This is a genomic window from Desulfuribacillus stibiiarsenatis (assembly GCF_001742305.1).
Lineage (GTDB): Bacteria > Bacillota > Bacilli > Desulfuribacillales > Desulfuribacillaceae > Desulfuribacillus_A > Desulfuribacillus_A stibiiarsenatis.
Map to the genome: position 1 here is coordinate 46,467 of NZ_MJAT01000039.1, position 24,198 is coordinate 70,664.

The window sequence follows — 24,198 nt, forward strand, 5'->3', positions numbered from 1 at the left end:
TAGGAGAACAATCATACATGAATAAACATAGTTATGGCTATTTCATAGCCTTTGCAACAATATTAATTTGGGGAACCACTTATATTTTTACAAAAAATTTATTAAATCATTTCACACCGTATGAAATCGTTATGTATCGTACAGCTTTCGCATGGATGATACTGATTGCGATATATCCGAAGTTCAACTTTCGTTGGAACTGGAAGGAAGAAAGACTATTTCTCGCCCTAGGTGTTTTAGGTGTGACAATGTATTATTTGTTAGAGAATATAGCCCTGAATTATACGCAAGCATCTAATGTTGGACTGATAGTATCATCAATTCCATTGTTCACAGCGATTATCGCACATTATATGCATAAAGATGAGGCCTTTCATAGAAATCAGATATATGGTTTTGTGTTTGCAATCATTGGGATTTTCCTGATTATTTTTAATGGCAGCTTTCATTTGAATTTAAATCCATTGGGGGATATTCTTGCATTTATCTGTGCGCTTGTATGGGCCTTATATACGAACCTTCTTAAAAGAGTGAACAATCAGATGTCTCCCGTTGTGATTGTTAGAAAGACGTTTTTCTATGGACTCGTCACGCTGGTTCCCATACTATTATTACAGGGGATTGAAGTAAATCTAACGGATCTTTCCAATGTAAATGTATTGGGCAGTATTCTTTATCTTTCAGCTGCAGCTTCTGTGCTATGTTTCTTAATGTGGAACAAAGCAATTAGCATGATTGGTTCTGTGAAGGCAAGCAATTTTATTTATCTAATTCCGTTAATTACAATGGCCTCATCTTATATCTTTCTTAAAGAGACGATTACTTGGAGTATGCTTTTCGGTGGAATCCTGATTTTGTTTGGCGTATATGTCAATGAGCATAAGAGAATAGCTATACAGGAAAGCGTCGTGGAAACGGCTGCCACACCAATGGACATCTAATAAAAAGTAGGGATGACATGCCATATATGACAGTCAATGACCTTGATGTGTACTATGAGATTCATGGAACGGGCAATCCCATAGTGCTAATTCATGGCGCTTGGATCGATTCGGAAATTTGGGATGAACAAGTACAGTATTTCTCGAAAACCAATCAGGTTATCGTGTATGATATCAGAGGGCATGGCCGCACAGGAAAGGGTAGCACTCTGGATTATTCGATGGAGCTATATGCGAAAGATGTGTATCAACTGTTACAGAAACTTTCCATTCACAGACCGATAGTCTGCGGTTTATCAATGGGGGCCTTAGTGGCTCAAGCATATGCTTCCCATTACCCTGACAATTTAAAAGCTCTTATTCTGATTGGAGCAATCGCGTCCTCGTCGCTTACTCTTCCAGACAAAATCATTACGCATGTTCTCGCTCCTTACTGGCTGTCTTCAACTATCGTACGGATCATTGGTAGTAAGGGATTAGCGTGGCTCGCTACAGTATACTTATGGCTAATGAAAAGCTATGAGAAAGTTAATCACGAGCAGAATATTCAAGCATATTTCAAATATGTTGTGAGCAAGCATAGTGCCAGAGAGTTCAATAAGATTCTTAAGGCGATGTATTGTTTTACATTACAAGACTTACATCGGATTAAAGTGCCAACAGCGATTATAAATGGCGCAAAAGAGCTTAAAATTATGTTTCTACATGCGCATGAGTTACACCGTAGGATTTCAGATTCTAAACGATTTGTCATTTCTAATGCGGGACACATTCCCAATGTAGAGCGCCCAATTGAGACAAATCGAACGATTGAGCAGTTTATTCAGTCAATCAAGAAAACTTAGATTAGTTGGGGTTTTTACTCATCTATATGACGGAAGGCTTCGGAGAGCATCTATGTATTATGTATATATTGTAGAATGTAAGGACGGCACGCTTTATACTGGTTGGACCGTCGATTTGGAGAAGCGAATCAACGCACACAATCTAGGTAAGGGTGCGAAATATACGCGTGGACGGGCGCCTATTGAACTTAAGTATTATGAACAATTAGACTCGAAAGAGGCTGCACTAAGGCGAGAACATGCGATAAAAAAACTGTCAAGAAATGACAAGATTGAATTAATCATGTATGATATATAAGTAGATATAAGGATTGGTATAATCAAATCATGGGGTGATTGGAATGAGAAAGCCGAACAGAATTCCATTACTATCGATTGTATGTGTATTGACCGCAGCTCTTATCTCTGGTTGTAGTTTGAATCCTCTTAGTCATTCGAAGAACGAACAGGTAGCGATACAAGAATTAGAAAATGAAATTTTATTAAAAAATGCTGAGATTGATGTGTTGAAGCGTGATCTACATAAACTTGAGGAACAGGACAAAAGTAAACAAATCGTAATCGACTATGTGGAGTATCTTGAAAAGCGTCGTTTAGTGATAGACGCTGTTCCACTTTGGGGTATCCCTAGGGAAGAAAGTGTGTATCTCAATGAAGTATTGTCTTATAGTGCAGTGGATGTACAATCAGCCGCTATAGTTGATGGGCAAGATGTATGGTTATTCGTGCGTATACCAGTATATGACTCCCCTATGAATTATATGGGCTGGATTCGGGAATCACAAACAGTGAAAATCACGGAAGAAAATGTCAAACAGACCCTTGGTGACATATATTTAAAAGAAGGCATTACCATCTATGAAGTACCAGACGCTGATGATATCAGTCGCAATAAGGCAAGCCAGGTACCATTTGACTTGCGAGGAAGAATTGAACAGCAAGAAGGAGAGTATACGAGGATTGCGACAAGTGGCGGATGGAGATTCTGGGTAAAGACGGAACTCGTTGAATACCCGACCATCGATTAAAAGCTAAGTAAATAGATGCGAATTATTATATGATTGAATTGTTCGAACTCTTTTAGTACACTTAAATAGTATGAATCAAAATAAATATAGTCGTTACCTGTTTATGAGATAATCTTCGAGCAGGTAATGGCTTTTGTTTGTGTAATAGACTTTTTACAGGTAATCAGAGAAATACTGGGATGGGCATTAAGCTTATCCGTTAGAGTAACTTTTAAGAAGGAGGACGAACATGTCAGATAAAAAAGATTCTAGACGTCTCATCTACACATTAGCGGTTTGGGCTGGTGGGATTGGTTTTCTCGTTTCACTTCTTTATTTAGGATATATGTTTTGGCGCGGCAATCAACCAGGGGCGTTAGATTATCTCAACTTACCGATTACAATGTTTGCATACATTTACTTTAGAAATGAGCTTCGCAAAATAAACTCGTGAGATAGCTAAGACAGGCTCACTGAGAAACAAGGGACATCTATTGAATACAGCAGGAAATCATAGCAGAATTGAGATTGACGAGTTATTTAGAGAAATTTTTCCTAACAGTCTGGACGGGATTCTCGTGTCTCGACCAGACTTGAGAATTTTGGCTCGCCATTTTTCCACACTACGAAAGAGTATGGTAATGGGCTAGTGATTTTCGCAAATTAGGCAGTATCTATTGAATACTCACTTTTTGCATTTCACTCTTTTTTGCGATTAACTCTGCCGCTATACTAATGGCGATTTCCTCAGGGGTCTCTGCCCCAATAGAAAGTCCAACAGGACAGGTAACCTTTTCTAATTCCTCTTGTGCAATACCATCCTCTATCAGTGCTTGATAAATTACCTGCTTCTTTCGATGACTGCCAATCATACCTATATAGCAAGCGTCACTTGCTATGACTTGCTGTAAAACAGCCATATCATATAGATGGCCACGGGTTACGATGATTACATAACAGCCATCACAAATGGTAATTTCTCTAGAAAAGTCTTCTAGTGAAGGTACAACTATCGTTTGTGAAGTAGGGAATAACGTCGAGTTTGCGTATTCTGGACGATCATCCACTACCACAACATCAAAACCTATCGTCTTTAGCACTGGAGCTAGTTTTTGACTAACATGCCCAGCGCCAAAGATGTACACAGTAGGATTCGGTACAATCGAATCCACCCAATACGCGTCAGCCTTGAGAACAGGCATTTCTGCGGGATTCCCGACTTGTAAGACAAGTGAATCTTGGGAAATTTCAGTGCCTGTAATTGGGAGTAAGTGATATAGAGATACGGTTTTCTTCCCTTTCAGGGACGTTACAATCTTCTCGAAAACAGTGAGATGAGCTGGATTTTTCGCATTAATAAACTGCAATAAAACGTCAACGCTACCGCCGCAAATCATTCTCCGTTCCTTCGCATTCGGACTCGTTAAGTCGAAATGTTTTAGCATAGGAAAGGAGGTATCCCAAAGCGTTGGCGCCAAACCTTGTACTTGCCCCTCAAGGGAGCCGCCACCAATCGTACCGATGATCGAACCATCTTGTTTCACGGCCATTTTTGCCCCTGTGTTTCTCGGCGCGGAACCTCTCCGCCGAACAATCGATGTTAGGACAAAGCTGTCTCCTCTTTTCAACATACTATATAGCTCTTCATAGAATGTTATCATTGAATTGAACCTCTCCATTTCAGTAAATTATGCATTATCAGGGCATATCTGTTAAGTACAGGATTGCTTCTAGTAATCCACCGGCAACAGCCCTTGCCTTGTCAGAAATTGTGTAACAATACTGCTCTTGACTACGAGGGTCTACGTCAGCTATTTTCATACCCTTAACCACGTTAATGTCATGATAGATTACTCCGCGCAGCATACCGTCGATTAAGGATATCACTGGAGTATTGTCCACGTATCCAATCGTTTGGCCTTTTGCAACTTGCGAGCCTATCGCTATACTGCAATAAAAGGTTCCATGATGCGGCGCGCGTAGGACACGATCGACGCTATAGCCTAGAATATCACCAGGAACTTTCGTATCAGCTTGCGCAGTTCCGTTATAAATTACTTTTCCTAAGTAATGGCCGCGGTTCGTTTCAATGACCGCATGCACATCTTGTCCAGCCGTATAGCCAGGACCTATGCCAATGACAATCGGTGCCATTTGCCGGGTAAGACCGAGACTTCTCTTTGATAGAGTTGCATCCACTACGGCATGCAGATCGTAGCTCGCTAACAATTGAGTAGGTAGTGATCGTAGGATAGTAGCGTGTTCATCGATTAGAATAGGAATATGTCGGTTGTTAAGAAGGCTAATAACATCTTGGCAATCAAAGGCTAGCTTTGCCGTTACTTGTTCGATGGTAATGGAACCGTCATAGACAGCCTGCGCGAATGAAACTGTTCGGCGAATCATTGTTGGCTTAGGAATTTCTAGGATCATCACAGAGAACCCTGCCATATGCAAGCGGTGTGCAACTCCTGTTGCAATATCACCGCCGCCTCGAATTACAATTAACTTTTTCCTAAACAATCCCATGTGAATCACCTACCTTTATTCGATATTCCACTTCTAGTTCATGTACACTTTTATTCCTGTACAATTTATTCTTTATACCATTTTTATTCCGTATGCCATTTTATTTCTTATTTCCAATGGTGGTACTCTATTTCTGTATCAATATCTACAAAACACTTATGGTCGTGCCAAGGTAATTCATAGACAAAAGATTGAGCCATGTGCATTAAAGCTCTGCCACCTAGGTCGCCTTGCAAATCCATCAGCTCTTTACGCCATCCGGCTCCAAATAAAACTGGACTCTGTCGCTCTCCAGCAAAGACAGGGGCAATAATGGTGTTGCGTTCTTTATCGTTCATCGAATCAAATAGATTCTGTATAGCAAGAAGTATGTCTTTATCTATGAAAGGCTGGTCACCTTGAATGAATAGATAGCCGTCTATATGAGGGTCGAAGCTCTCAGTTGCTATTTTCACAGAAGTACTCTTTTCGTGAGATGAGACTGTGTGTATAGATAGCGGCTGATTAGTCTTCATATGTAAAGATAGTACTTCATCAGTTTCAGTAGTCGTAAGACTACATAGTATATCTTGGACGGGGTGGGTAGTTTCATGATTGCATATTACCACGATTTGCGACCATGGAATCTGTAAGACTGTTCTAATAACATGTTCAATCATCGGCTTGCCTTTGATTGGTAGCAGTAGTTTCTGTGTCCCCATTCTAGTACTATTTCCAGCAGCCATGATAGCAACGCCGATGGTTTTGCTCATCCTAATCCCTCTTTAAACTTTTTTGGTCTGACGCATAGTGGATCACTCTATATGCTTATATCAAATAGAAGCGGCGGTTATAATAGACGATTGGTTGTAATAATTGATAGCGGCCGCATAGCAGTTCCAAATCCAGTGGTAATTACAATACTGTCTAATTCTATACTGTCTAATACTATACCGTCCGACTCCACACTGTTTAATTTATGTTGTCCGTAAGCATTTGAAAGTGCTTCGCGGATGGAATGCTCTAATTTTTGAATAGTGTGAGTCCCGCAACAGGCATTAGCACCACTTAATACTAAGACTTTTCTGCCTTTGGTGCGGGCAAAGATTCCGTTCGGATGCACAGCTAGTTCTATGATATCCTGGAGTGTAACGATTGAATTCTCCAATGTATTAAGAACAAGGGATACCTCGGCAAGTCGATGGGTAATCGCATGATTCAAAGGCATACCGATCGCTTGTAAACTGAGTACTCCTAGCGTAACCTTTGTCAAGTCGGGTACCACTGGTTCATGCTCAGCAGGAGCTTTTAACAAACGATGGTTGGCACCATCGCCTTCTACTAGGAAATGAAGGCTCGGGAACTCATCAGCTAAGGTTTGATAGATTTGATCAATATGCTCTTTACTATGACCGACGACCTTCTGCAATTCGTAACGCTTACCCCATCCAGCACATTGAAAGTGTGTAAGAAAACGTTGAATGTATCGCGCGCTTTTATCAACATCTGATATAATAATAGTAGGCAAAGGCATATGGGTATCGATATGTAATTGTGGAGCTAGCATCCGCGTAGTAGTTGTTAGCACCAATGGTAGGCGCAAGTTATAAAGTTCCAAGGCAACGCTTTGTAATAGAGAGGTTTTGCCACCAGCTCCTACAGCAGTATAAATCCCTGATTGCGGAATTGCTAAAGAATCTAATAGATTCACTCTGTCACACCTTTTTATAGTAGTCGGTTCGATTCATTATATCAAAACATACGACAAAGTTGAAAAAGAAGATAAGAAAATTTAATCCATAGAACATTGGGGAAAGTGAAGGTGTTGCGCGTGTTTGATATTGTCTTGAAAAACGGGAGAATTGTGGATGGAACGGGAAGTCCTTGGTTTTATGGAGACATTGGCATCACAGAGGACCGTATTCAGTACATAGGTAAAATTGCGTCTGAGCATGGGCATACAGTGTACGATGTTTCAGGGCATTATATTTCCCCAGGATTTATTGATATGCATAGTCATTCAGACTTATATATATTGGAGCAACCATATTTATCAGCAAAAGTTAGACAAGGGATCACCACGGAATTACTAGGCCAGGATGGTATCGCTGCTACTCCGCTTCCGAAGCAATATGTTACCGATTGGAAAGGAAATTTGGCAGGTCTTGATGGAGAGCCGAATATAGAATGGGATTGGACAGATGTAAAAAGTTATCTAGAGCGTATTGAACAAGTAATGCCTAGCCATAACCTTGCATTTCTAGTTCCCCACGGCAACATTCGGATGGAGGCTATGGGGTTAGAGGGAAGAGCGGCAACGCCACAAGAAATTGCGGCAATGAAACAGCTGTTAAGAACGGCCCTAGAGCAAGGTGCGTGTGGTATATCTAGTGGACTTATTTACTATCCATGTGTTTTCGCTGATACGAATGAATTGACCGCATTATGCGAGGTGGCAGCTGAGTATGGTGTGCCTTTTGTAGTTCACCAACGAAGCGAAGGCGACGAGATTGTAGAGTCTATGATGGAGCTTATAAATATTGCGGAACACACAAAAGCACATCTGCATTTTTCCCATTTTAAAGTTTGTGGAGAAAAGAACTGGAACAAGACAGCAATTGTATTAAAGAAAATTGACGAGGCCCGCACAAAGGGAATCGAAATCACCTTTGATCAATATCCATATACTGCTGGCAGTACAATGCTAAGTGCAATTTTACCGCCTTGGGTACATGAAGGTGGTACGTCCAGCATGCTCAATCGCCTGAAAGATAAGTCGGCGAGGGAACGGATAAAGAAAGAAATGGCAGAAGGGTTTAGCGGTTGGGATAGCATTGCTGCTTGGGCGACTTGGAAAGGGATTTACATTACGTCGGTAAAAACAGCGGCAAATCAAGATTGCATCGGAAAGCATATAGAAGAAATTAGCCAGTTAAGGAATGTGAGTGATCCAGCAGATATGGCACTACGTTTAATAGAAGAGGAAGAAAATGCGGTCGGGATGATTGACTTTGTCATGGATGAGTCTTCAATTGGGCATATTATGAATCATCCAGTGGGGACCATATGTACCGATGGATTACTGGGAGGAAAGCCACATCCTCGAGCATATGGTGCGTTTCCTAGGATACTAGCAAAATACGTACGCAATGACCAAGTCATCGGTCTGGAACAAGCCATTCGACGCATGACTTCACAACCGGCTAGGATTATCGGTTGCTCAGATCGTGGCGTGATCCGTGAGGGTTTGAAAGCGGATCTTGTAGTATTTTCATTAGATGGTGTTCAAGATACAGCGACCTTTGAGGACTCTAGGCAAGCGCCAATGGGGATTGATTATGTAATCATTAATGGTGAGGTTGTAGTGGAAGGCGATGCGGAAGTCCACGTGCCAGCTGGTAAGGTGATTCGCAGAACATATTATACGCAATGCTAAACTACGTCATAATCTTTGATTAGGGTTTGCGCAGTCGTTTGAAGAAATCCTTTAATAATTGGCTACACTCATCCTGATGAATTCCTTGAATGACCTCTGTCTGATGATTAAAACGGGGATCATTTAAAAGGTTCATTAAGGAACCTACACACCCTGCTTTGGGGTCCTTGGCACCATACACTAATTGCGGGATACGGCTTTGCACAATTGCGCCAGCACACATTGGGCAAGGTTCAAGTGTCACATAAAGGGTACAACCCAATAAGCGCCAGCCACCTAATACTTGGCTGGCGTTTTCAATTGCCATGATTTCCGCATGGGCCAGAGGGTTTTTGTCGATTTCTCTACGATTGTAGCCAGTGGCAATTACTTCCCCATTACGAACAATAACCGCGCCAATAGGGACTTCCCCCATTGCCGCGGCCTTTTTAGCTTCTTCTATTGCAAGTTGCATAAAATGCGAATGTTTTTCGGTCATCGATACGATTAATCCTTTTTATCGATATTTTTTCATCTCTTCTTCGATGGATGCACGTAATAGTTCATCTTCGATTTCGTCTTCTTCGGTTCTCTTCTTGGAAACCTTTGGTGCATTGGCCATTCTTTCTTCGCGGTCTTTAATGTAACGGTATATGAAATACCCTGCCGCCGCAATACCTACGAAAGGTAGCGTCCATACTAATAAGTTAAATCCAGAGAACGGTGGTGATATTAAGACAGTTGCTCCATATTTTTTTACAAAAAGTTTCTTTATCTCGTCTTTCGTGTGCCCTTCACGCAATAACTGTTTAATTTCTTCTCGTTTTTGTATAGAACCACCCGACGGGCAGTCAATTAGAGGAACGCCTCAATCAACAGAGAAGAATAAGTCAACAACATCGCGATATACTTCATAAGGGACATCTTCCTCAACGGCTAGTACCATACCAGGGTTTAATAGAGAAATTAATAAAGCCCCTGTGAATATTAGAGAAAATAGCTTTGTCGCTTTCATGTCTTACCTCCAATACTTCAAACTGTTAAACATTATATCATAAATTCGGAAAATCTATTAACGAGCATTTGTGTCAAAACAGTGAACTTTTTTTGTCGCATTCTCTTCACCGAAGCAACGATAGTCTAGTTTAATTATAGGATAAGAACTCACGTAAAAACGGATAATCAGCTTGTGCGTCGTTATGTACGGCAATCCATACTACCACATTATCTTCGGCATAATAATAATGATCCATACCCATCCCGGAGACATAAGCAATCATATAATTGTCGATACCTATCATTTTCTGGTCGAGAAATACTTGGCTGTACTGCATTTTCTCATTCATGACTTGAAATTGCTCGGCTGCTTCATCAGGGGTATCAGTCGTAGTAATCCATATCGTTGCTTCTCGACTGCTTTGCTTATAATGATAGATAAAAGCATCCTCCATTGGGAAGCGTGTGCCGTGCAGACGTTCGATTTCAACCTTTGCAGCATTGCCACTTACCACTTTCTCTAAGCGAAACCCAGCGATTTCCTCCGATAAATTCAAAGGATTTGTAGAATCTTTCGCAGGATTGTTGTATACTGAAAAATAGACTATGGCAAACATAAGGATAATAACAAAGATACCAGAACTAACTGTATTGTTCTTCATACGAACCTCCTCACAAAAGCAATGAAATTGGCAATAGGCTTTGTCCTTACAATATACCATAATCATGAAATGATAGAAAATATTTCTTGCCAAGCTTAAAAAAATGTTTAAAAAAACAGTTGACTTGTCTGTTTGATATGTGATAAGATGTTCTTGTCGCTGTTAAACAACTGCGAGTGAGAAGTATCATATAACCTCAAATAATATGGAGAGGTACCCAAGTGGTTTAAGGGAGCGGTCTTGAAAACCGCCAGGCGTGTTAAAGCGTGCGTGGGTTCGAATCCCACCTTCTCCGCCATTAAAACCAACTCACTACGGGTTGGTTTTATTATTCAAATTTTATATGTATTTCTTTCATTATGGAGTGTTGGCCGAGTAGGTCGAAGGCGCTCGCCTGCTAAGCGAGTATACGACTACAATCGTATCGAGAGTTCGAATCTCTCACACTCCGCCATAATGTGCCCTTAGCTCAGCTGGATAGAGCGTTTGACTACGAATCAAAAGGTCGGGAGTTCGAATCTCTCAGGGCACGCCATTACTACTCTGATTATACTTCGATTCAAGATTCGAACGAAACAGAGTTTTTGAAAGTTTATCGTGCGACATGGAGTGGTGTCCGAGCTGGCCGAAGGAGCACGATTGGAAATCGTGTAGGCGGTGTTGAACCGTCTCGAGGGTTCGAATCCCTCCCACTCCGCCATTATAAAGTTTAAAGTTTGTCGTGCTAGACGGGGAGGTAGCGGTGCCCTGTAACCCGCAATCCGCTATAGCGGGGTTGAAGCCTGTACTGAGGTCCTATTACGTGTGGTCTGCCCCAAATAAGTGGCGTTGACGATTGGGTCCTGTGCAACGGAATGTCATGAACCTCGTCAGGTCCGGAAGGAAGCAGCGATAAGTGAATTTTTTCGTGTGCCGCAGGGTTGCCTGGTCTGAGCTAACTGTTTGGGTTACGCACGGGTGATAGCGATCGAAGGCAGGCGCACGACATTACATATATATTATAAAGAGTAAACCTGCGAAAGCAGGTTTTTTTGTTTGGTTTTTTTGTTTGAAGTCTCTAGGAAGGAATTCACAATCAAAGTGTCGAATCGATACGTACAAGCACGCACGTAGACAGAGAGACGATAGTTATGAATATCTTATACTGATAGATGCATAGAAGATATACGGTAAAATACAGAAGATATACAGATGTTCTGTGATTAAGATATTGCATATATACATTCGAGCAGGGGGGATCTCATGTTAAAGGTGAATTGCTTTGTCAATCCAATCCATGAGGAAACGGTAAAAGATGTATTTAATACTAGCTCTAAAGGGATTGTGCTTATCAATTCTAAGGGTATCATTCAAAATGCCAATGCTACTTTCCTGCAAGGGACTGGCTTTGCCTTGAAAGATCTTAAAGGCACTAATTTTCTCTCACTGCTGCCGGAAGATAAAGAACGAAAACATATTTATGACTTTCTAGAAATGATACAGAACGGATTAGACAAAAATGACGTGGTCAATAAGGCGATTGAACTTCATCAGGTACGGGTACAAGGAGCGCATGAGGTTTATGTCACGAATATTCGCTACTTTATCCATTGTGATGTATTAAGGCAAAAAGCTGATGGTAAGGATGAAATCATGATTCTTTTGGAATCATTTAAAGATTTTGTTGTGGAAGACATTATCGTGATGGCTAGAGAAAAGCTTACAACGGATATAAAGATGGGTTTTGTAGTGCAAGATGTGACAGGGAAAATCATTGAGATAAATGAACAAGCTGCAAATTTCTATGGCACTAACAGAGAAGAACTGTTAAACGCGCAAAAACGGGACAAGCTGAAAGGATTTCCAAAGGATTATTTCTTTGGTGAACAAACGTTAGAAAGTGGTATCCCACTTCACAATCACACCGTTTCATGGAAGGTTGGAGATAAACTCCATAGCTTTGTCATTGATACGAATCTCCTTAAGAGAAATTCTGAAATCATAGGGGTATTAGTGCTGATTAAGGATATAAGCAATGTAAAATCGTTGGAACTTCAAATTCAACATAACGAACGACTGGCAATGGTTGGACAAATCGCAGCTGGCACAGCACATGAAATCCGAAATCCGATTACCTCGATTAAAGGCTTTCTACAGCTTATGCAAAAGTCATTAACAGACAATCAGATGCAAAAAGAGATGTACTATACAGAAGTCATGTTAGGGGAAGTTGAGCGGATTACCAATTTACTGAATGAGTTTTTACTCTTGTCTAAGCCGCGAGATTTAAAGGTAGAGGATTGTAAGCCGAAAGAAATCATGGACATTATACAACCGATTATCTCTAATGAGGCATTACTAAAAGGCATTGAAGTTTGCTATAAAGTTGATTCGATTTCAAATTGCATCAGGGTCGATCGGGAGTTGTTGAAGCAGGTTTTTTTAAACCTTGCGAAAAACGCCCTAGAAGCTATGGGGGATAATGGAAAGCTTGAAATCTGCGTGGAGTCCGTGGATGATCATAAATCAATTCGCTTTAGTTTTAAAGATAGTGGACCGGGTATCCCTGCGTATATGATCGATAAAATATTTGATCCGTTTTTCACGACTAAGGATAATGGGACGGGGCTAGGACTTTCCGTCTGCCAAAGGATTGTAGCGGATTTAGGAGGTCAAATTAAAGTTTCGTCGAAAGGTTTTGGAACAACGTTTAGTGTCTTATTGCCGGTTTTCTCGTAGTTTCCAATGCGCGAATATGACAACCACAGCCCTATACTTTTTTGTCATGTATCGGTATAATGGAGAAAATAAGCCCTGAGGTGAAAGCATTGACATATTTGGCCTTGTATAGAGCGTGGAGACCCCAGTCCTTTGCAGATGTGACTGGGCAACAGCATGTCACAAGAACTTTGCAAAACGCGTTATTACAGCAGAAATTTTCCCATGCTTATTTATTTTCTGGGCCGCGTGGTATAGGTAAAACTAGCATCGCGAAGATTTTTGCGAAGGCGATTAATTGCAAACAGGAACCATTGAATGAACCTTGTAATGAGTGTCCGTCCTGTCGTTCGATTACCAGCGGAGAGTTATTAGACGTGACGGAGATTGACGCAGCATCTAATCGCGGCGTAGATGAAATTCGCGATTTACGCGATCAAGTGAAATATGCTCCAACAGAGGTAGATTATAAGATCTATATCATTGATGAAGTTCATATGCTAACGAACGAAGCATTCAATGCGTTGTTAAAAACGCTAGAAGAACCGCCGAAGCATGTCATTTTCATCTTAGCCACTACAGAGCCCCATAAGCTGCCACTAACAATTATATCTCGTTGTCAGCGTTTTGACCTACAACGGATTAATCATGAAGATATTGTTGCAAGGCTGCGCTTTATCTGTGATGAGCTAAATTTTGAGTATGAGCCTGCTGCTCTAGAGCTTATTGCATCTACAGCGGAAGGTGGTTTGCGGGATGCACTGAGTTTATTAGACCAAGTTTTAGCATTTGGTGACAATCGGGTCATACAAGAGCATGTGATGCAAGTGACGGGGTCTGTCAACGATAAAGTGTTATGCGATTTGATGGAACAGGTTGCGGATCGCAACATTCCAGCAGCACTGAGTGTATATGATCAAGCGATTCGTGATGGAAAGGACCCTAAACAGTTTGTCAAAGACTTGTTATACTTCTGTCGGGACCTGTTATTAGTGCTTTTGACACCGGATATCTCCGAGGTGAATCAAAGAGGGCTATTGAAAAAAGGGTTTGCCGAAGTAGCTGGGAAATATTCAGATCAAGAACTGATGACGATGCTCGAACAAGTTGCAAAGACAGACTATGAGATAAAATATATCAATCAACCGCGCGTTGTTGTCGAACTTTTGCTAATTCAAATGTGCAGAAGAGATGTGGCTCGAAGGGATAGTGATACAATGCTTGAAGGGTTGCGAAAGCAAGTAGCCCAACTCGAAGAGCGTATTGCTAAAGGAGTGCCTGTGGCAACGCAACAGGTAAAAGATGCAAATCGACCGAAATTATCGGCAGGTTCTCAAGGATCTGTACAGAAAGATAAACTCATCGAAATTAGCAAAGGTAATAACATAAAGGTTTTTGACAAAATCAAAGGGCATTGGGATGAAATCCTAGAGCATGTAAAGCGGGAGAAGGTAACCCTTCACGCATGGTTAATCAACGGTCAACCAGTGGCTGTGTATCAAACCTACATTGTAATTGCATTTCAGAACGCCATTCATCGGGAAACTTCAGACCAATCAGCCAATCGCCAGATTGTAGAAAATGTCATTCAAAAAATGACGGCAGGAAAGCCGTTTCAAATCATGAATATTCTCATGAGTGAATGGAATGAGGCAATAGCGGGTACAAAGGATGTAAGCGATGAAAAAAATCAAGAAAATGATAGCGTCAAACAAGCAATCGAAATGTTTGGCGAGGAATTTGTAGTCATTAAAGATTAAGAATCCAGGAGGAAAAACAAAATGAACATGAATCAAATGATGAAACAAGCAAAAAAATTACAACAGGATATGGCGAAAGCACAAGAAGAACTAGCAACCAAGACGGTTGAAGGCAGTGCTGGTGGAGGAGTTGTCACGTGTACTGTGAATGGGCACAAGCAGGTGTTAGATATAGCAATTAAGCCAGAAGCGGTAGATCCTGATGATATCGAAATGTTACAAGACCTTGTGATTACAGCAGTCAATGAAGCATTGAAGAATGCAGATGAGTTAGCTGCGAAAGATATGGGTAAGTACACTAAGGGATTTAATATTCCGGGGTTATTCTAAAATGATACACTTGCCAGAACCTATGGTGAGGCTAATTGAGTCATTCATGAGATTGCCGGGTATTGGGCCGAAAACGGCGCAACGCCTGGCGTTTTTCGTATTCCGAATGGATCAGAAAGATGTCACTCAATTTGCTAAAGCTCTAGAAAGCGTAAAAAAGGATATAACATTCTGCGAGGAATGCCAAAATATCAGCGATACTCCTAAATGTAAGATATGCCAAGATCCGAAACGTGATGTCTCTGTGATTTGTGTCGTTGAGCAACCAAGGGATGTTATTGCAATTGAGAGAATGCAGGAATTTCATGGGAAATATCACGTGCTCCAGGGGGCCATTTCCCCAATGGTGGAAATCGGTCCAGATGATATAAAAATCAAAGAGTTATTACATCGCTTAGCAGACGAGCGCGTACAAGAAGTGATTCTTGCTACCGATCCTAATATTGAAGGGGAAGCAACGGCAATGTATATTTCGCGGTTGATTAAACCTCTTGGAATCAAGGTCACAAGGATTGCACACGGTTTGCCGGTCGGTGGCGATTTAGAATATGCTGATGAGGTGACCTTGGCGAAAGCAATTGAAGGTAGAAAGACCTTATAATACTTATCAATGTAGTGATAGCCTTCAAATATCTTCAAATATCCTAAAATATCTTTCTAAACATTGAAATATTAATCATAAAAAACACCCTTTCCGCATTATAGTTTAGAAACAATATGGAAGGGGTTTTTTTATGTCGCTAAACGAACTGGAAAAGTCCAAGCTGTACGAAGAATTAGCCTGTGCGAAAGAAGAGTGGATTCTTGCGCAAAAGCAATATGAATATGCCACAGAAAAAGATGCCATTGATGCAGCAATTTATAAAATTTTAGCGACGGAAAAAAGATATATGTTTTTACTGAAGCAACTAGAATCATAATCATACCCTTGTCCTCATAAGAATAGTACAAAGATATAAGGAGGGCATATAATGTATCAAATTATGATGCTAGCAGCCATTGCGTTTATAGGAATATCGATTGTTTACGCCGGTCAGAGATTTACTAAACCAGCACAGGTTATAGCGCGTCTCGTGTTTCAATTAGCTGTAGGAATCATCGCAATTCTAGCCTTTAACCTGGTGGCAACGCCTTTTGATGTACATATCGCAGTGAATCCAGTTACGGCATTAATCACTGGATACTTAGGGATTCCAGGATTCCTTGCACTTCTCTGTATACATTTGTTTATAATGTAGTAAAATGACTAAGAATCCAGAAATAATTGAATTCAGAAATGATGAGAATCTAAAAACATAAATCAAACGATATAGAACATACTACAATCAAGCATGATTAAATGCTTGATTTTTGTTTCAGAAGATAATTTTCAAAAAAGCTATTGTATTATAACAACCACTCAACTATAATGTGTATTATAACAATACCGAAATGAACAATATTGTGTGTAATACAATTTTAAACCCTGTACTATAAAAGCTAGCCTGTTATAGCAACTGTAATTAAGCATGTATTAGTAGAAAACTGTGCCTGTGTAATTAAAAAAGCGGTATATTCTAAAAATTAAAGCTAATTGCTGTTACAATAGTAATTTAGTGCTATGTCGTTAGTGATATTTTGTGTTAATATGTTTTTAAGGCGTGGAGAGTCAAATTTTAGCAAAGGTTGTGCAAAGATGGATCGTATCATTGAGGCCTATATCGGCGAGTATGCAAGTGGTAAAAGCGAAGTTGCGATTAACCGCGCATTGCAGAGAAAAGCACTCAATCGTGAAGTGACCCTAGCGGATTTAGACACGGTGGAGCCTTTCTATACCCTACGTCCAATTAAAAGGAAGCTGGAAGAGCAAGGACTACGTGTTATTGCCTGGGATCCTCAGGAAATTATGGGTTTTGGTGAGACAGGCGTGTTGATGAAGCCTGAAATGCGATGGGCATTACAGCATTCTGGTGACATAATCATGGATATCGGTTATGGTGTGCAAGGGGCAAAGATCCTTGACACAATCGAGGGAGCTGCTGAGAATGTGGAGCTTAAGCTCTATTGTGTAATTAACGTAGGACGTCCGATGACTAGTTCTGTAGAAGATATAGTCGAGTATGTACATAGCATTCCGGGGATTGATGGAATTATTAATAACAGCCATCTTGGTACCCATACAGATATAGAGTTTATACAGACAGGTAGCACAATCGTAAAACAAGCAGCAGACAGACTGGGTATACCAGTCATCGCTACAACTGCAGATGAACGTTTTCGTAATGAACTAGGAGATAAAGACATTAATCAACTGGAAGTACGCTATTTGCATCGCTGGATGCCATCGGCCTTGTGGTAATGTGTCATACACATAATAACTACGTGTTCGAGAGGTACAGCGTGTACAATATAATCACAGCAATCTAACTCATATTTCAATGCTTTTATTATTCATAGGAGGTGTTTGTCGAATGGCAGCAAAGCCCATTCAAGGGGAAAAACGTGTGTTTATGACTGGTAACGAGGTTATCGCTTGGGCTGCATTAGCAGCGCAAGTTGATGTTATGTACGGTTACCCAATCACACCACAAAATGAAATCATGCACTATTGGACTCGTTTAGCTCCAAAGCATGACAAAACGTTTTTACAGACAGAAGATGAATTATCAGCAGGATTTACAACAGTTGGTGGAGTATTAGCAGGACGCAAATGTTTTACAGCTACAGCTGGTCCTGGTAACACATTAATGCAAGAGCCATTTTCAATGGCAGAGATGATGAGAATTCCAGTTGTTGCAGTTATTCAACAACGTGGGGGACCATCTACGGCTACAGTTATTTACTCGCAACAAGAAGTAACACTTACGACATTTGGTGGAAATGGTGAAGGCCACCGTATCGTATATTCACCTTCAAATCACCAAGAACTGTTTGATTATACAATTAAATCATTTAATACTGCATGGAAATATCGATTCCCTACATTCCTATTAGGGGATGGGTATCAAGCGAAGATGCGTGAACCACTGGTGATGTATGATCCAGAAGAACGCGGAATTGAGCTTGTAAAGCCAGAGGTTACTTTAGGTAACGGAATGGAAAAAGGAAAATATAATCACGTGCGAAATACGTTTAATACAGAAGAAGAACTGTATGAAATCGTTACAAGCATGGAAGAAGAATATCAAAGAGTTGCTCCTGAAATTATCGAGCATCAAGAATATAACTGTGAAGGCGAGTTAGATGTACTTGTCATTGCACACGGGGTAGTGTCTAGAGCAGCCCAAGCGGCGATTAATTTATTTAGCGCAGAAGGAAAAGCAGTAGGACATTTCCGTCCAATCACGCTGCGTCCATTCCCTACAAATGAGCTTCGTGCAACTGCTCAACGTGCGAAAAAGATCTTAATCGTAGAAAGTGCTGTAGGTCAGCTTGGCAAGCTTGTGAAGGAAGCATTGTTCGGACTTCCGATTGATGCAGACTACTTGTACCGCCCAGGTGTTGGTATTACATCTGATGAAATCGTTGAAAAAGTTAATTCAATTCGTAAATAAGGAGGGAGGGCATCGAGATGAGCGTAGAAGAAAAATCTTTACCACCGAAACTTCCAAAATCATATAGATTAGAGTCAAAGCCTCATAAATTCTGCCCAGGATGTGGACACGGTTCCGTTCTTCGTGCAATCGCTGAGTCGATAGACGAGCTGGGTATTCAAGATAAGGTAGTATACGGATGCGATATTGGATGTTCTCTGTTATCATGGGACTTCTTTAACGTAGACAGCGTCCAGGCGCACCATGGTAGAACAACCCCAGTAATCACAGGAATCAAGCGTGCAAATCCTGAAGTCATCGGGATTGCCTATATGGGTGACGGTGGCGGATATGCCATTGGTTCACAGCACTTAGTAAACGCAGCAAACCGTAACGAGAAAATCACTGTATTCTTAGTAAACAACGCGAACTATGGTATGACTGGTGGCCAAATGGCACCAACAACATTACCAAGCCAAAAGACGGAGACTTCTCCATATGGGCGCGATGTCGAACTAACGGGTCAACCGTTCCTAGGGCCAGAGATGGTAGCAGCAATCACTAGTGAAGGTGCATATGTAGCCCGTGGTACGGTTTCGAATTATATCCAAATGAAGAAATACGTGAAAAAGGCACTAGAAAACCAAATGGCGGGCAAAGGATTCTCGTTTGTAGAGATTCTTGCAGGCTGTCCGACTAACTGGCGTACCGATGCTAAGTCAACGTGGAGCTATATTGAGAATGATATGGCGAACTACTTTAAAGTCGGCGAATATAAAGTGCCAGCGAAGGAGGAATAAGCGTGACTACGAAAATTGCTTTAGCAGGAGAAGGCGGACAAGGGGTTCAGTCTGTAGCAGAGATTTTAGCAGAAGCAGCTAATGCAGAAGGTCGTGAAGCGATTTATATTCCGAACTTCGGGGTAGAACAACGTGGGGGAGTATCGATTGCATTCGTGCAAATCGATGACCAACGCATAGGGTCACCTAAATTCAAAACAGCGGATATCGTTATAGCTCTTAGTGGTCGTGCGATTCCACGTACAGCTCAGTATGTAGATGAGAGAACAGTATTCATTTATGACTCTGCAATTGAAGTGAATGACGATGAATTACCTAAGAATGCGAAGAAAATATTAAGTATTCCAGCTCTTGAAGTTGCTCAGAATGAGCTACATCCGCGCGTATTTAACATTATTATCTTGGGTGCAGTTCTAGAAGCAACAAAGGTTGTAACATTAGAACAAGCAAAAGCAGCAATCGAAGAAAAGTTAGGTCATAAATTTGCGCAAAAACCGGAATTGCGTGACCTGAACTATCGGGCTATGGAACGAGGCATTGAACTCGTTCAACAGGCTAAGTAGGAGGGAAACAGATGCCAAAATTTGAAGGGATTACCCTCACTGGACAAAAAGGAAACTTTACAATCTATCCAGGCCTTTGCAAAGGCTGCGGGCTTTGTATTCAGAAATGCCCAGTAGATATTATTGTATGGTCCAAGGATAAGCTGGGGATTTACGGTACTCCAATCGTTGAAACTAATGATCAAGATAAGTGCATTGCTTGTATGAAGTGCGAAATGGCATGTCCTGACATTGCGATTCGCATCGACAGAGTAGGCAAAAAATCCGAAGCAACAAAAATGAACGATAACATTTAATCACCACATCCGTATTGATTAGGCTTTTGAATGCAAAATCGTAAGGAGCACTCCAGTTGGGGTGCTCCTTTAGTAATTAATGCAGTTATGTTAAAAATCGTTTTAAATTTTGTAGACATTAAAGCCGTGTTTAGAAGAGCGGAACATAACTCCTGAGTGCATACTACGCACATTCCACACCCAATACAAATCTGGAATGGTAAAACTGACATGCAAGGCTAACATCGTTGCATAAGCGTACCAAAACATTGATGAGAATGCCATGAAAAGTAACAACAATCCACTACCGAGCAGCAATGGTGTAAGTAGCATAAAGATGAAATTCCTTTTTATTACTAATGAGTCCGTGCAAAATTTGGGGGTAGAAATACCTAAAGGTGCGAGCATTTGTAATTTCGGGTATGTACCTATGACCAGATATCCAAGAGCATGGCATAATGCATGAAGGATTGGGGCAAACAGTATACCGAATAAAATTTGCAGAAAAATCTCGATAGATTGTATTGGTGCGATTGGATAAAAAGTATATAATTGAAAAAGTGAGAACGAAGATAGTCCTAATATTATCAGCATGACGAAAGACAAGGCAATCTTCACTTTAGGCGAAAGCTTTGTATGATATATTAGTTTATAATTATATAACGTGGAATCTTCATGGTCTAACATGTTTTACACCTGCCTAAAAGAAGGTTCTTATTTCAATTATAACGACTGTTCAGATACAATACTATAAGACAAAAGGTATAGATGGAGGGAATTCATGAAGCCATTTTATAAGGCATGGCACGTATTGGAGATAGTAGATCCATCAGACTGGACAGCGAAAAAGCCAGTTCTCAAGGATAAGCTAACGATATGCTATGTAGAAGGTATAGATGCGAAAGTAGTCACGGTATATACGAATTTTCAGGAGGATTTCCCATCGATTAAGGCAGAGGAAGCTCTTTGGGATATATTTGGAGAGCCGTGCTTATATTTATCTAATGAGGATTTTCAAGACTTTGTTGATTCATGGAAGATGTTTCAAGACCTACAATCTGATTTTTGGTCGAAATTAGTGAAAGAGAAGAAGCATCGTGTGAATGTTTCCTTAATGCGCAAATCGTTTATTACCGCAGGCGCGTACAAATTATTTCAATCTCACCAATCTAGTAAACATGATAAGTGGAGCGAAGAGAAATTAGATGTATTAGGTTCACTGCTTTATGATGTGTTTAAAGAATTACAAGGTGTGCGCTTAACTGTATGGGGTTTAAATATTCATGTTGTTGAATATTTAGAGAACCTAGGGATTATAGTGTCAGCTGTGAATCTTGAGGATTCAAATAATAAACGACAACAGCTAATTGAGAGTGCCGATGGAGCCGACGGACTAATGATTCTAAGTGACTGTTCGAAGGTCAAAGAAGCATCTTTGCAGCCAGTGCTAGAACAAATGAAACAAAAATATATTTTTGATGCTTGTTATATATATGAAATTTCGGAGATTGAGAAACTTGGAGCGAGGTTGTTATATTGTTAACAGGAATTATGCCATTATTTGACCATCTCAGAAGTCATAGCATGTCCAATGCCAAAAGGTATCATATACCTGGTCATAATGGTGGTAGTTTGTACGACATTCCATTTTGGCGTGATCTCGGGCGATGGGATGTGACGGAGACCTATGGGATGGATGATCTTCACGCACCGCATTCCGTGATACGGGAAGCGCAAGAACTAGCAGCAAGAGCGTTCGGATCTGATACGACACATTTTCTCGTCAATGGTACAAGTAGTGGAATTCTAGCAGCGATTCACGGCTTGTTTGATCGTAACGATACGGTTCTCGTACAACGAAATGCCCATAAATCTGTTTATAATGGTCTTGCACTACTAGGTGCGCAAACGCAATATATTATGCCAGAAATCATGAACCCAGGAAATATTCCGGGTGCTGTTTCTCCGCAAACCTTGGCAGAAGCCTTAGAGAAATACCCACAGGCGAAGGGCGTTATCCTTACGAGCCCGACTTTTTACGGGACTGCCGCAGATATTCGCAGTATTGCTGAATTGTGTAAGAAATCGAGAGTTGCATTGATTGTCGATGAAGCCCATGGAGCGCATTATGGATTTCACCCACATTTGCAGCGAAAGTCAGCAATATACAATGGGGCAGATATCGTCATCCAAAGTATCCATAAGACGTTACCTGCGCTCACGATGGGCTCTATGCTACATGTCTGTCAATCCGCGAAAACTAAGAATATCAACATTGAAAAGCTAATGTATTATCTCAGTGTTTTTCAAACGACAAGTCCATCGTATCTGGTTATGGCTTCCTTAGACTACGCACGTCACTGGATGAGTCATAAGGGACAAGCTGCTTTGGATCATGCGTATGAGCGTAAGGCGCGTTTCATTGATAGTTTGCATGAAATGGGAGTATGCGCGTGGGATCGGCAGTGGGAGAAGGATGGCTATGGCAATGATCCATTAAAACTAACAATATCGCTCGGAGGAACCAATCGAACGGGACGACTTTGGGAACAGATATTAGCGGAAGATCAAATATTTGTTGAGCTTGTGGGTACAGATCATGTAATGCTCGTTTTGACATTTACGGATGAGATAAGTAGCGACATACGTAGAGCCGACAGCAATATAGTTCATCCCTACGATTTACGATTGCTCCAATGTCTTGCTAAGAACATGAAAGATCTAGAAGGAAGTTATTTACAACAGAGAGTTAACAGTGGTGCACTGGAAACCTTACCGCTCGATGCATTGCAACAAGACGTAATACCAGAAATTGCAATGCCATTAGCAGAGGCCATTACAAAAGCTTATGCAGATGCATCAATTGTGCCTTTGCAACAAAGCGTAGGTCGAATTGCAGCAGAATTTATTGTTCCGTATCCGCCTGGAGTTCCAACCCTTTGTCCTGGGGAAAGGATATCCGCATCTTTAATAGAAAGCTTGATAAAGGCAAGACAAGCGGGTATCCGATTTCAAGGAGCGGCTGATAGTTCACTGAATACAATCAAAGTTATATAATACACGAGTTATCTCAGCGGCGTTTACTAATACTCCCACTTCTACAGAACGGTTCTTCTATTTTAAAATAGTTAGAACCATTACGAACCTGAGGTGAAAGTGGAAAGTACCGCCAAGCTTCGAAATCTGAACTAAGTTTTCTTTATACTCTGCATGTGGAGGGATTGCATTGAAGAAAGGACTATTTATTACCTTTGAAGGTCCAGAAGGTGGCGGGAAGACGACGCAAGTACAAAGGTTTATTCAGAAGTTAAGGGACGCGGGGCATCAGGTCACCCAAACGAGGGAGCCAGGAGGGACAGAAATCAGCGAGAAAATTCGCGGCATTTTATTAGATCCTGATCATCATGCAATGGACCATCGTACGGAAATGCTATTATATGCGGCATCGCGGGCGCAACACGTTTCCCAAGTGATTCGCCCTGCTCTTGAACAAGGCAATATCGTCGTCTGCGATCGTTTCATTGATGCAAGTATTGCGTATCAAGGGTATGGTCTAGGAATCTCGGTAGAAGATATCATTCGCATTAATGCTATGGCTACTGAAAATATTGCGCCAGATCTTACGTATCTACTAGATTTGCCTGTTGAACTGGGGATGCAAAGGATTGGTGAGAAACGCGGGCATAATGAAGATCTGCAGAAAGTAGGTCTTGATCGAATTGAAAGTAAAGCATACGCGTATCATCAGAAGGTTAGAAATGGCTTTTTGAAAATTGCTGAAGAGCAGTCGGAGCGCGTAGTTGTTATAGATGCGACAAAAGATGTAGAGACAATTGAAGCTGCGATCTGGGAGCATTTTAGGGCAAATCATTCATAGGCGGTAGAAT

At 41.0% G+C, this 24,198-nt stretch carries 30 protein-coding genes, 4 tRNA genes and 1 other RNA gene; 26 read left to right on the plus strand and 9 right to left on the minus strand.

From position 1 onward, the window contains the following. Window positions 1–17: 17 nt before the first annotated feature. The 6 genes from BHU72_RS14155 (at window position 18) to BHU72_RS16035 (ending at window position 3,443) form a co-directional block, all read left to right on the plus strand. Complete coding sequence (locus BHU72_RS14155) at window positions 18–941, plus strand: DMT family transporter (protein ID WP_069703281.1); 924 nt, start codon at window positions 18–20, stop codon at window positions 939–941. 26 nt (window positions 942–967) lie between these two features. Continuing rightward, on the plus strand, window positions 968–1,786 hold the full coding sequence (locus BHU72_RS14160) for an alpha/beta fold hydrolase (RefSeq protein WP_069703282.1): 819 nt from the start codon (window positions 968–970) through the stop codon (window positions 1,784–1,786). Between the two features lie 52 nt (window positions 1,787–1,838). Beyond that, on the plus strand, window positions 1,839–2,084 hold the full coding sequence (locus tag BHU72_RS14165; RefSeq protein ID WP_069703283.1) for a GIY-YIG nuclease family protein: 246 nt from the start codon (window positions 1,839–1,841) through the stop codon (window positions 2,082–2,084). Window positions 2,085–2,127: 43 nt separating this feature from the next. Then, the gene (locus tag BHU72_RS14170; protein WP_069703284.1) at window positions 2,128–2,814 is read left to right on the plus strand and encodes a hypothetical protein; all 687 of its coding nucleotides are present in this window, start codon (window positions 2,128–2,130) and stop codon (window positions 2,812–2,814) included. Between the two features lie 229 nt (window positions 2,815–3,043). Beyond that, window positions 3,044–3,247, plus strand: a complete 204-nt coding sequence (locus tag BHU72_RS14175) for a hypothetical protein (RefSeq protein ID WP_069703285.1) — start codon at window positions 3,044–3,046, stop codon at window positions 3,245–3,247. 40 nt (window positions 3,248–3,287) lie between these two features. Continuing rightward, window positions 3,288–3,443 carry a hypothetical protein gene (locus BHU72_RS16035; protein ID WP_218076154.1) on the plus strand — a complete coding sequence of 52 codons (156 nt, stop codon included), beginning with the start codon at window positions 3,288–3,290 and terminating at the stop codon, window positions 3,441–3,443. A gap of 24 nt (window positions 3,444–3,467) precedes the next feature. Here BHU72_RS16035 and BHU72_RS14180 read toward each other — a convergent pair whose 3' ends face one another. From BHU72_RS14180 to yqeC, 4 genes are all read right to left on the minus strand, one after another. Further along, window positions 3,468–4,454 carry an XdhC family protein gene (locus BHU72_RS14180; RefSeq protein ID WP_069703286.1) on the minus strand — a complete coding sequence of 329 codons (987 nt, stop codon included), beginning with the start codon at window positions 4,452–4,454 and terminating at the stop codon, window positions 3,468–3,470. 37 nt (window positions 4,455–4,491) lie between these two features. Continuing rightward, window positions 4,492–5,322, minus strand: a complete 831-nt coding sequence (gene yqeB, locus BHU72_RS14185; RefSeq protein WP_069703287.1) for a selenium-dependent molybdenum cofactor biosynthesis protein YqeB — start codon at window positions 5,320–5,322, stop codon at window positions 4,492–4,494. Window positions 5,323–5,429: 107 nt separating this feature from the next. Beyond that, window positions 5,430–6,074, minus strand: a complete 645-nt coding sequence (locus BHU72_RS14190; protein ID WP_069703288.1) for a nucleotidyltransferase family protein — start codon at window positions 6,072–6,074, stop codon at window positions 5,430–5,432. 77 nt (window positions 6,075–6,151) lie between these two features. Continuing rightward, entirely contained in the window at window positions 6,152–7,012 is an 861-nt protein-coding gene (gene yqeC / locus BHU72_RS14195; RefSeq protein ID WP_069703289.1) for a selenium cofactor biosynthesis protein YqeC, read from the minus strand. Window positions 7,013–7,117: 105 nt separating this feature from the next. Here yqeC and BHU72_RS14200 point away from each other — a divergent pair, with 105 nt between their 5' ends. Then, window positions 7,118–8,737: an N-acyl-D-amino-acid deacylase family protein gene (locus BHU72_RS14200; RefSeq protein ID WP_245671922.1), complete on the plus strand. Its 1,620-nt coding sequence runs from the start codon at window positions 7,118–7,120 to the stop codon at window positions 8,735–8,737. Window positions 8,738–8,756: 19 nt separating this feature from the next. On the opposite strand, the gene tadA is transcribed toward BHU72_RS14200, so the two are convergent. The 4 genes from tadA to BHU72_RS14215 all read right to left on the minus strand — a co-directional run bounded on the left by tadA (window position 8,757) and on the right by BHU72_RS14215 (window position 10,374). Further along, entirely contained in the window at window positions 8,757–9,215 is a 459-nt protein-coding gene (gene tadA, locus BHU72_RS14205; RefSeq protein ID WP_069703290.1) for a tRNA adenosine(34) deaminase TadA, read from the minus strand. A gap of 18 nt (window positions 9,216–9,233) precedes the next feature. After that, on the minus strand, window positions 9,234–9,572 hold the full coding sequence (locus tag BHU72_RS14210) for a cytochrome c-type biogenesis protein (protein ID WP_083248501.1): 339 nt from the start codon (window positions 9,570–9,572) through the stop codon (window positions 9,234–9,236). 12 nt (window positions 9,573–9,584) lie between these two features. Then, window positions 9,585–9,731 (minus strand): hypothetical protein, encoded by a 147-nt coding sequence (locus BHU72_RS15960; RefSeq protein WP_176720505.1) that lies wholly within the window; start codon window positions 9,729–9,731, stop codon window positions 9,585–9,587. A gap of 130 nt (window positions 9,732–9,861) precedes the next feature. Continuing rightward, window positions 9,862–10,374: a hypothetical protein gene (locus BHU72_RS14215; RefSeq protein ID WP_069703292.1), complete on the minus strand. Its 513-nt coding sequence runs from the start codon at window positions 10,372–10,374 to the stop codon at window positions 9,862–9,864. Window positions 10,375–10,581: 207 nt separating this feature from the next. Here BHU72_RS14215 and BHU72_RS14220 point away from each other — a divergent pair. The 16 genes from BHU72_RS14220 (at window position 10,582) to BHU72_RS14295 (ending at window position 20,332) form a co-directional block, all read left to right on the plus strand. Beyond that, window positions 10,582–10,672, plus strand: a tRNA-Ser gene (locus tag BHU72_RS14220). A gap of 63 nt (window positions 10,673–10,735) precedes the next feature. Continuing rightward, window positions 10,736–10,828 (plus strand) — tRNA-Ser (locus BHU72_RS14225). Window positions 10,829–10,832: 4 nt separating this feature from the next. Next, a tRNA-Arg gene (locus tag BHU72_RS14230) sits at window positions 10,833–10,909 on the plus strand. A 71-nt stretch (window positions 10,910–10,980) separates the two neighbouring features. Next, window positions 10,981–11,074, plus strand: a tRNA-Ser gene (locus tag BHU72_RS14235). 19 nt (window positions 11,075–11,093) lie between these two features. Further along, window positions 11,094–11,359, plus strand: an RNA gene (gene ffs, locus BHU72_RS14240) — signal recognition particle sRNA large type. A gap of 257 nt (window positions 11,360–11,616) precedes the next feature. Then, entirely contained in the window at window positions 11,617–13,092 is a 1,476-nt protein-coding gene (locus BHU72_RS14245) for a PAS domain-containing sensor histidine kinase (RefSeq protein ID WP_083248502.1), read from the plus strand. Window positions 13,093–13,190: 98 nt separating this feature from the next. Continuing rightward, a complete protein-coding gene (gene dnaX, locus BHU72_RS14250) occupies window positions 13,191–14,831 on the plus strand; it encodes a DNA polymerase III subunit gamma/tau (protein ID WP_218076156.1) in 1,641 nt (546 codons plus the stop codon). A gap of 21 nt (window positions 14,832–14,852) precedes the next feature. Next, entirely contained in the window at window positions 14,853–15,161 is a 309-nt protein-coding gene (locus tag BHU72_RS14255) for a YbaB/EbfC family nucleoid-associated protein (RefSeq protein WP_069703293.1), read from the plus strand. 4 nt (window positions 15,162–15,165) lie between these two features. Next, window positions 15,166–15,762 (plus strand): recombination mediator RecR, encoded by a 597-nt coding sequence (recR, locus tag BHU72_RS14260; protein ID WP_069703369.1) that lies wholly within the window; start codon window positions 15,166–15,168, stop codon window positions 15,760–15,762. Between the two features lie 133 nt (window positions 15,763–15,895). After that, complete coding sequence (locus BHU72_RS14265) at window positions 15,896–16,081, plus strand: DUF2508 family protein (protein ID WP_069703294.1); 186 nt, start codon at window positions 15,896–15,898, stop codon at window positions 16,079–16,081. 51 nt (window positions 16,082–16,132) lie between these two features. Next, window positions 16,133–16,399: a pro-sigmaK processing inhibitor BofA family protein gene (locus BHU72_RS14270; RefSeq protein WP_069703295.1), complete on the plus strand. Its 267-nt coding sequence runs from the start codon at window positions 16,133–16,135 to the stop codon at window positions 16,397–16,399. A 437-nt stretch (window positions 16,400–16,836) separates the two neighbouring features. Further along, the gene (locus BHU72_RS14275; RefSeq protein ID WP_069703296.1) at window positions 16,837–17,499 is read left to right on the plus strand and encodes a hypothetical protein; all 663 of its coding nucleotides are present in this window, start codon (window positions 16,837–16,839) and stop codon (window positions 17,497–17,499) included. Window positions 17,500–17,611: 112 nt separating this feature from the next. Further along, on the plus strand, window positions 17,612–18,694 hold the full coding sequence (locus tag BHU72_RS14280) for a ferredoxin oxidoreductase (protein WP_069703297.1): 1,083 nt from the start codon (window positions 17,612–17,614) through the stop codon (window positions 18,692–18,694). Between the two features lie 17 nt (window positions 18,695–18,711). After that, the gene (locus BHU72_RS14285; protein ID WP_069703298.1) at window positions 18,712–19,473 is read left to right on the plus strand and encodes a thiamine pyrophosphate-dependent enzyme; all 762 of its coding nucleotides are present in this window, start codon (window positions 18,712–18,714) and stop codon (window positions 19,471–19,473) included. Further along, complete coding sequence (locus BHU72_RS14290) at window positions 19,470–20,036, plus strand: 2-oxoacid:ferredoxin oxidoreductase subunit gamma family protein (protein WP_069703299.1); 567 nt, start codon at window positions 19,470–19,472, stop codon at window positions 20,034–20,036. Before BHU72_RS14285 ends, BHU72_RS14290 begins: the two co-directional genes overlap by 4 nt. Before the next feature lie 11 nt (window positions 20,037–20,047). Then, entirely contained in the window at window positions 20,048–20,332 is a 285-nt protein-coding gene (locus tag BHU72_RS14295; protein WP_069703300.1) for a 4Fe-4S binding protein, read from the plus strand. Between the two features lie 102 nt (window positions 20,333–20,434). Here the strand turns inward: BHU72_RS14295 and BHU72_RS14300 are convergent, their stop codons facing one another. Then, window positions 20,435–20,998, minus strand: coding sequence for a metalloprotease family protein (locus tag BHU72_RS14300; RefSeq protein WP_069703301.1), 564 nt, complete (start codon window positions 20,996–20,998; stop codon window positions 20,435–20,437). Window positions 20,999–21,092: 94 nt separating this feature from the next. Between BHU72_RS14300 and BHU72_RS14305 the strand changes: the two genes are divergently transcribed. The 3 genes from BHU72_RS14305 to tmk all read left to right on the plus strand — a co-directional run bounded on the left by BHU72_RS14305 (window position 21,093) and on the right by tmk (window position 24,188). Beyond that, the gene (locus BHU72_RS14305) at window positions 21,093–21,854 is read left to right on the plus strand and encodes a Rossmann-fold NAD(P)-binding domain-containing protein (protein WP_069703302.1); all 762 of its coding nucleotides are present in this window, start codon (window positions 21,093–21,095) and stop codon (window positions 21,852–21,854) included. Further along, the gene (locus BHU72_RS14310) at window positions 21,848–23,368 is read left to right on the plus strand and encodes an aminotransferase class I/II-fold pyridoxal phosphate-dependent enzyme (RefSeq protein WP_069703303.1); all 1,521 of its coding nucleotides are present in this window, start codon (window positions 21,848–21,850) and stop codon (window positions 23,366–23,368) included. Before BHU72_RS14305 ends, BHU72_RS14310 begins: the two co-directional genes overlap by 7 nt. A 169-nt stretch (window positions 23,369–23,537) precedes the next feature. Continuing rightward, a complete protein-coding gene (gene tmk / locus BHU72_RS14315; RefSeq protein ID WP_069703304.1) occupies window positions 23,538–24,188 on the plus strand; it encodes a dTMP kinase in 651 nt (216 codons plus the stop codon). The last annotated feature ends 10 nt before the right edge of the window (window positions 24,189–24,198 follow it).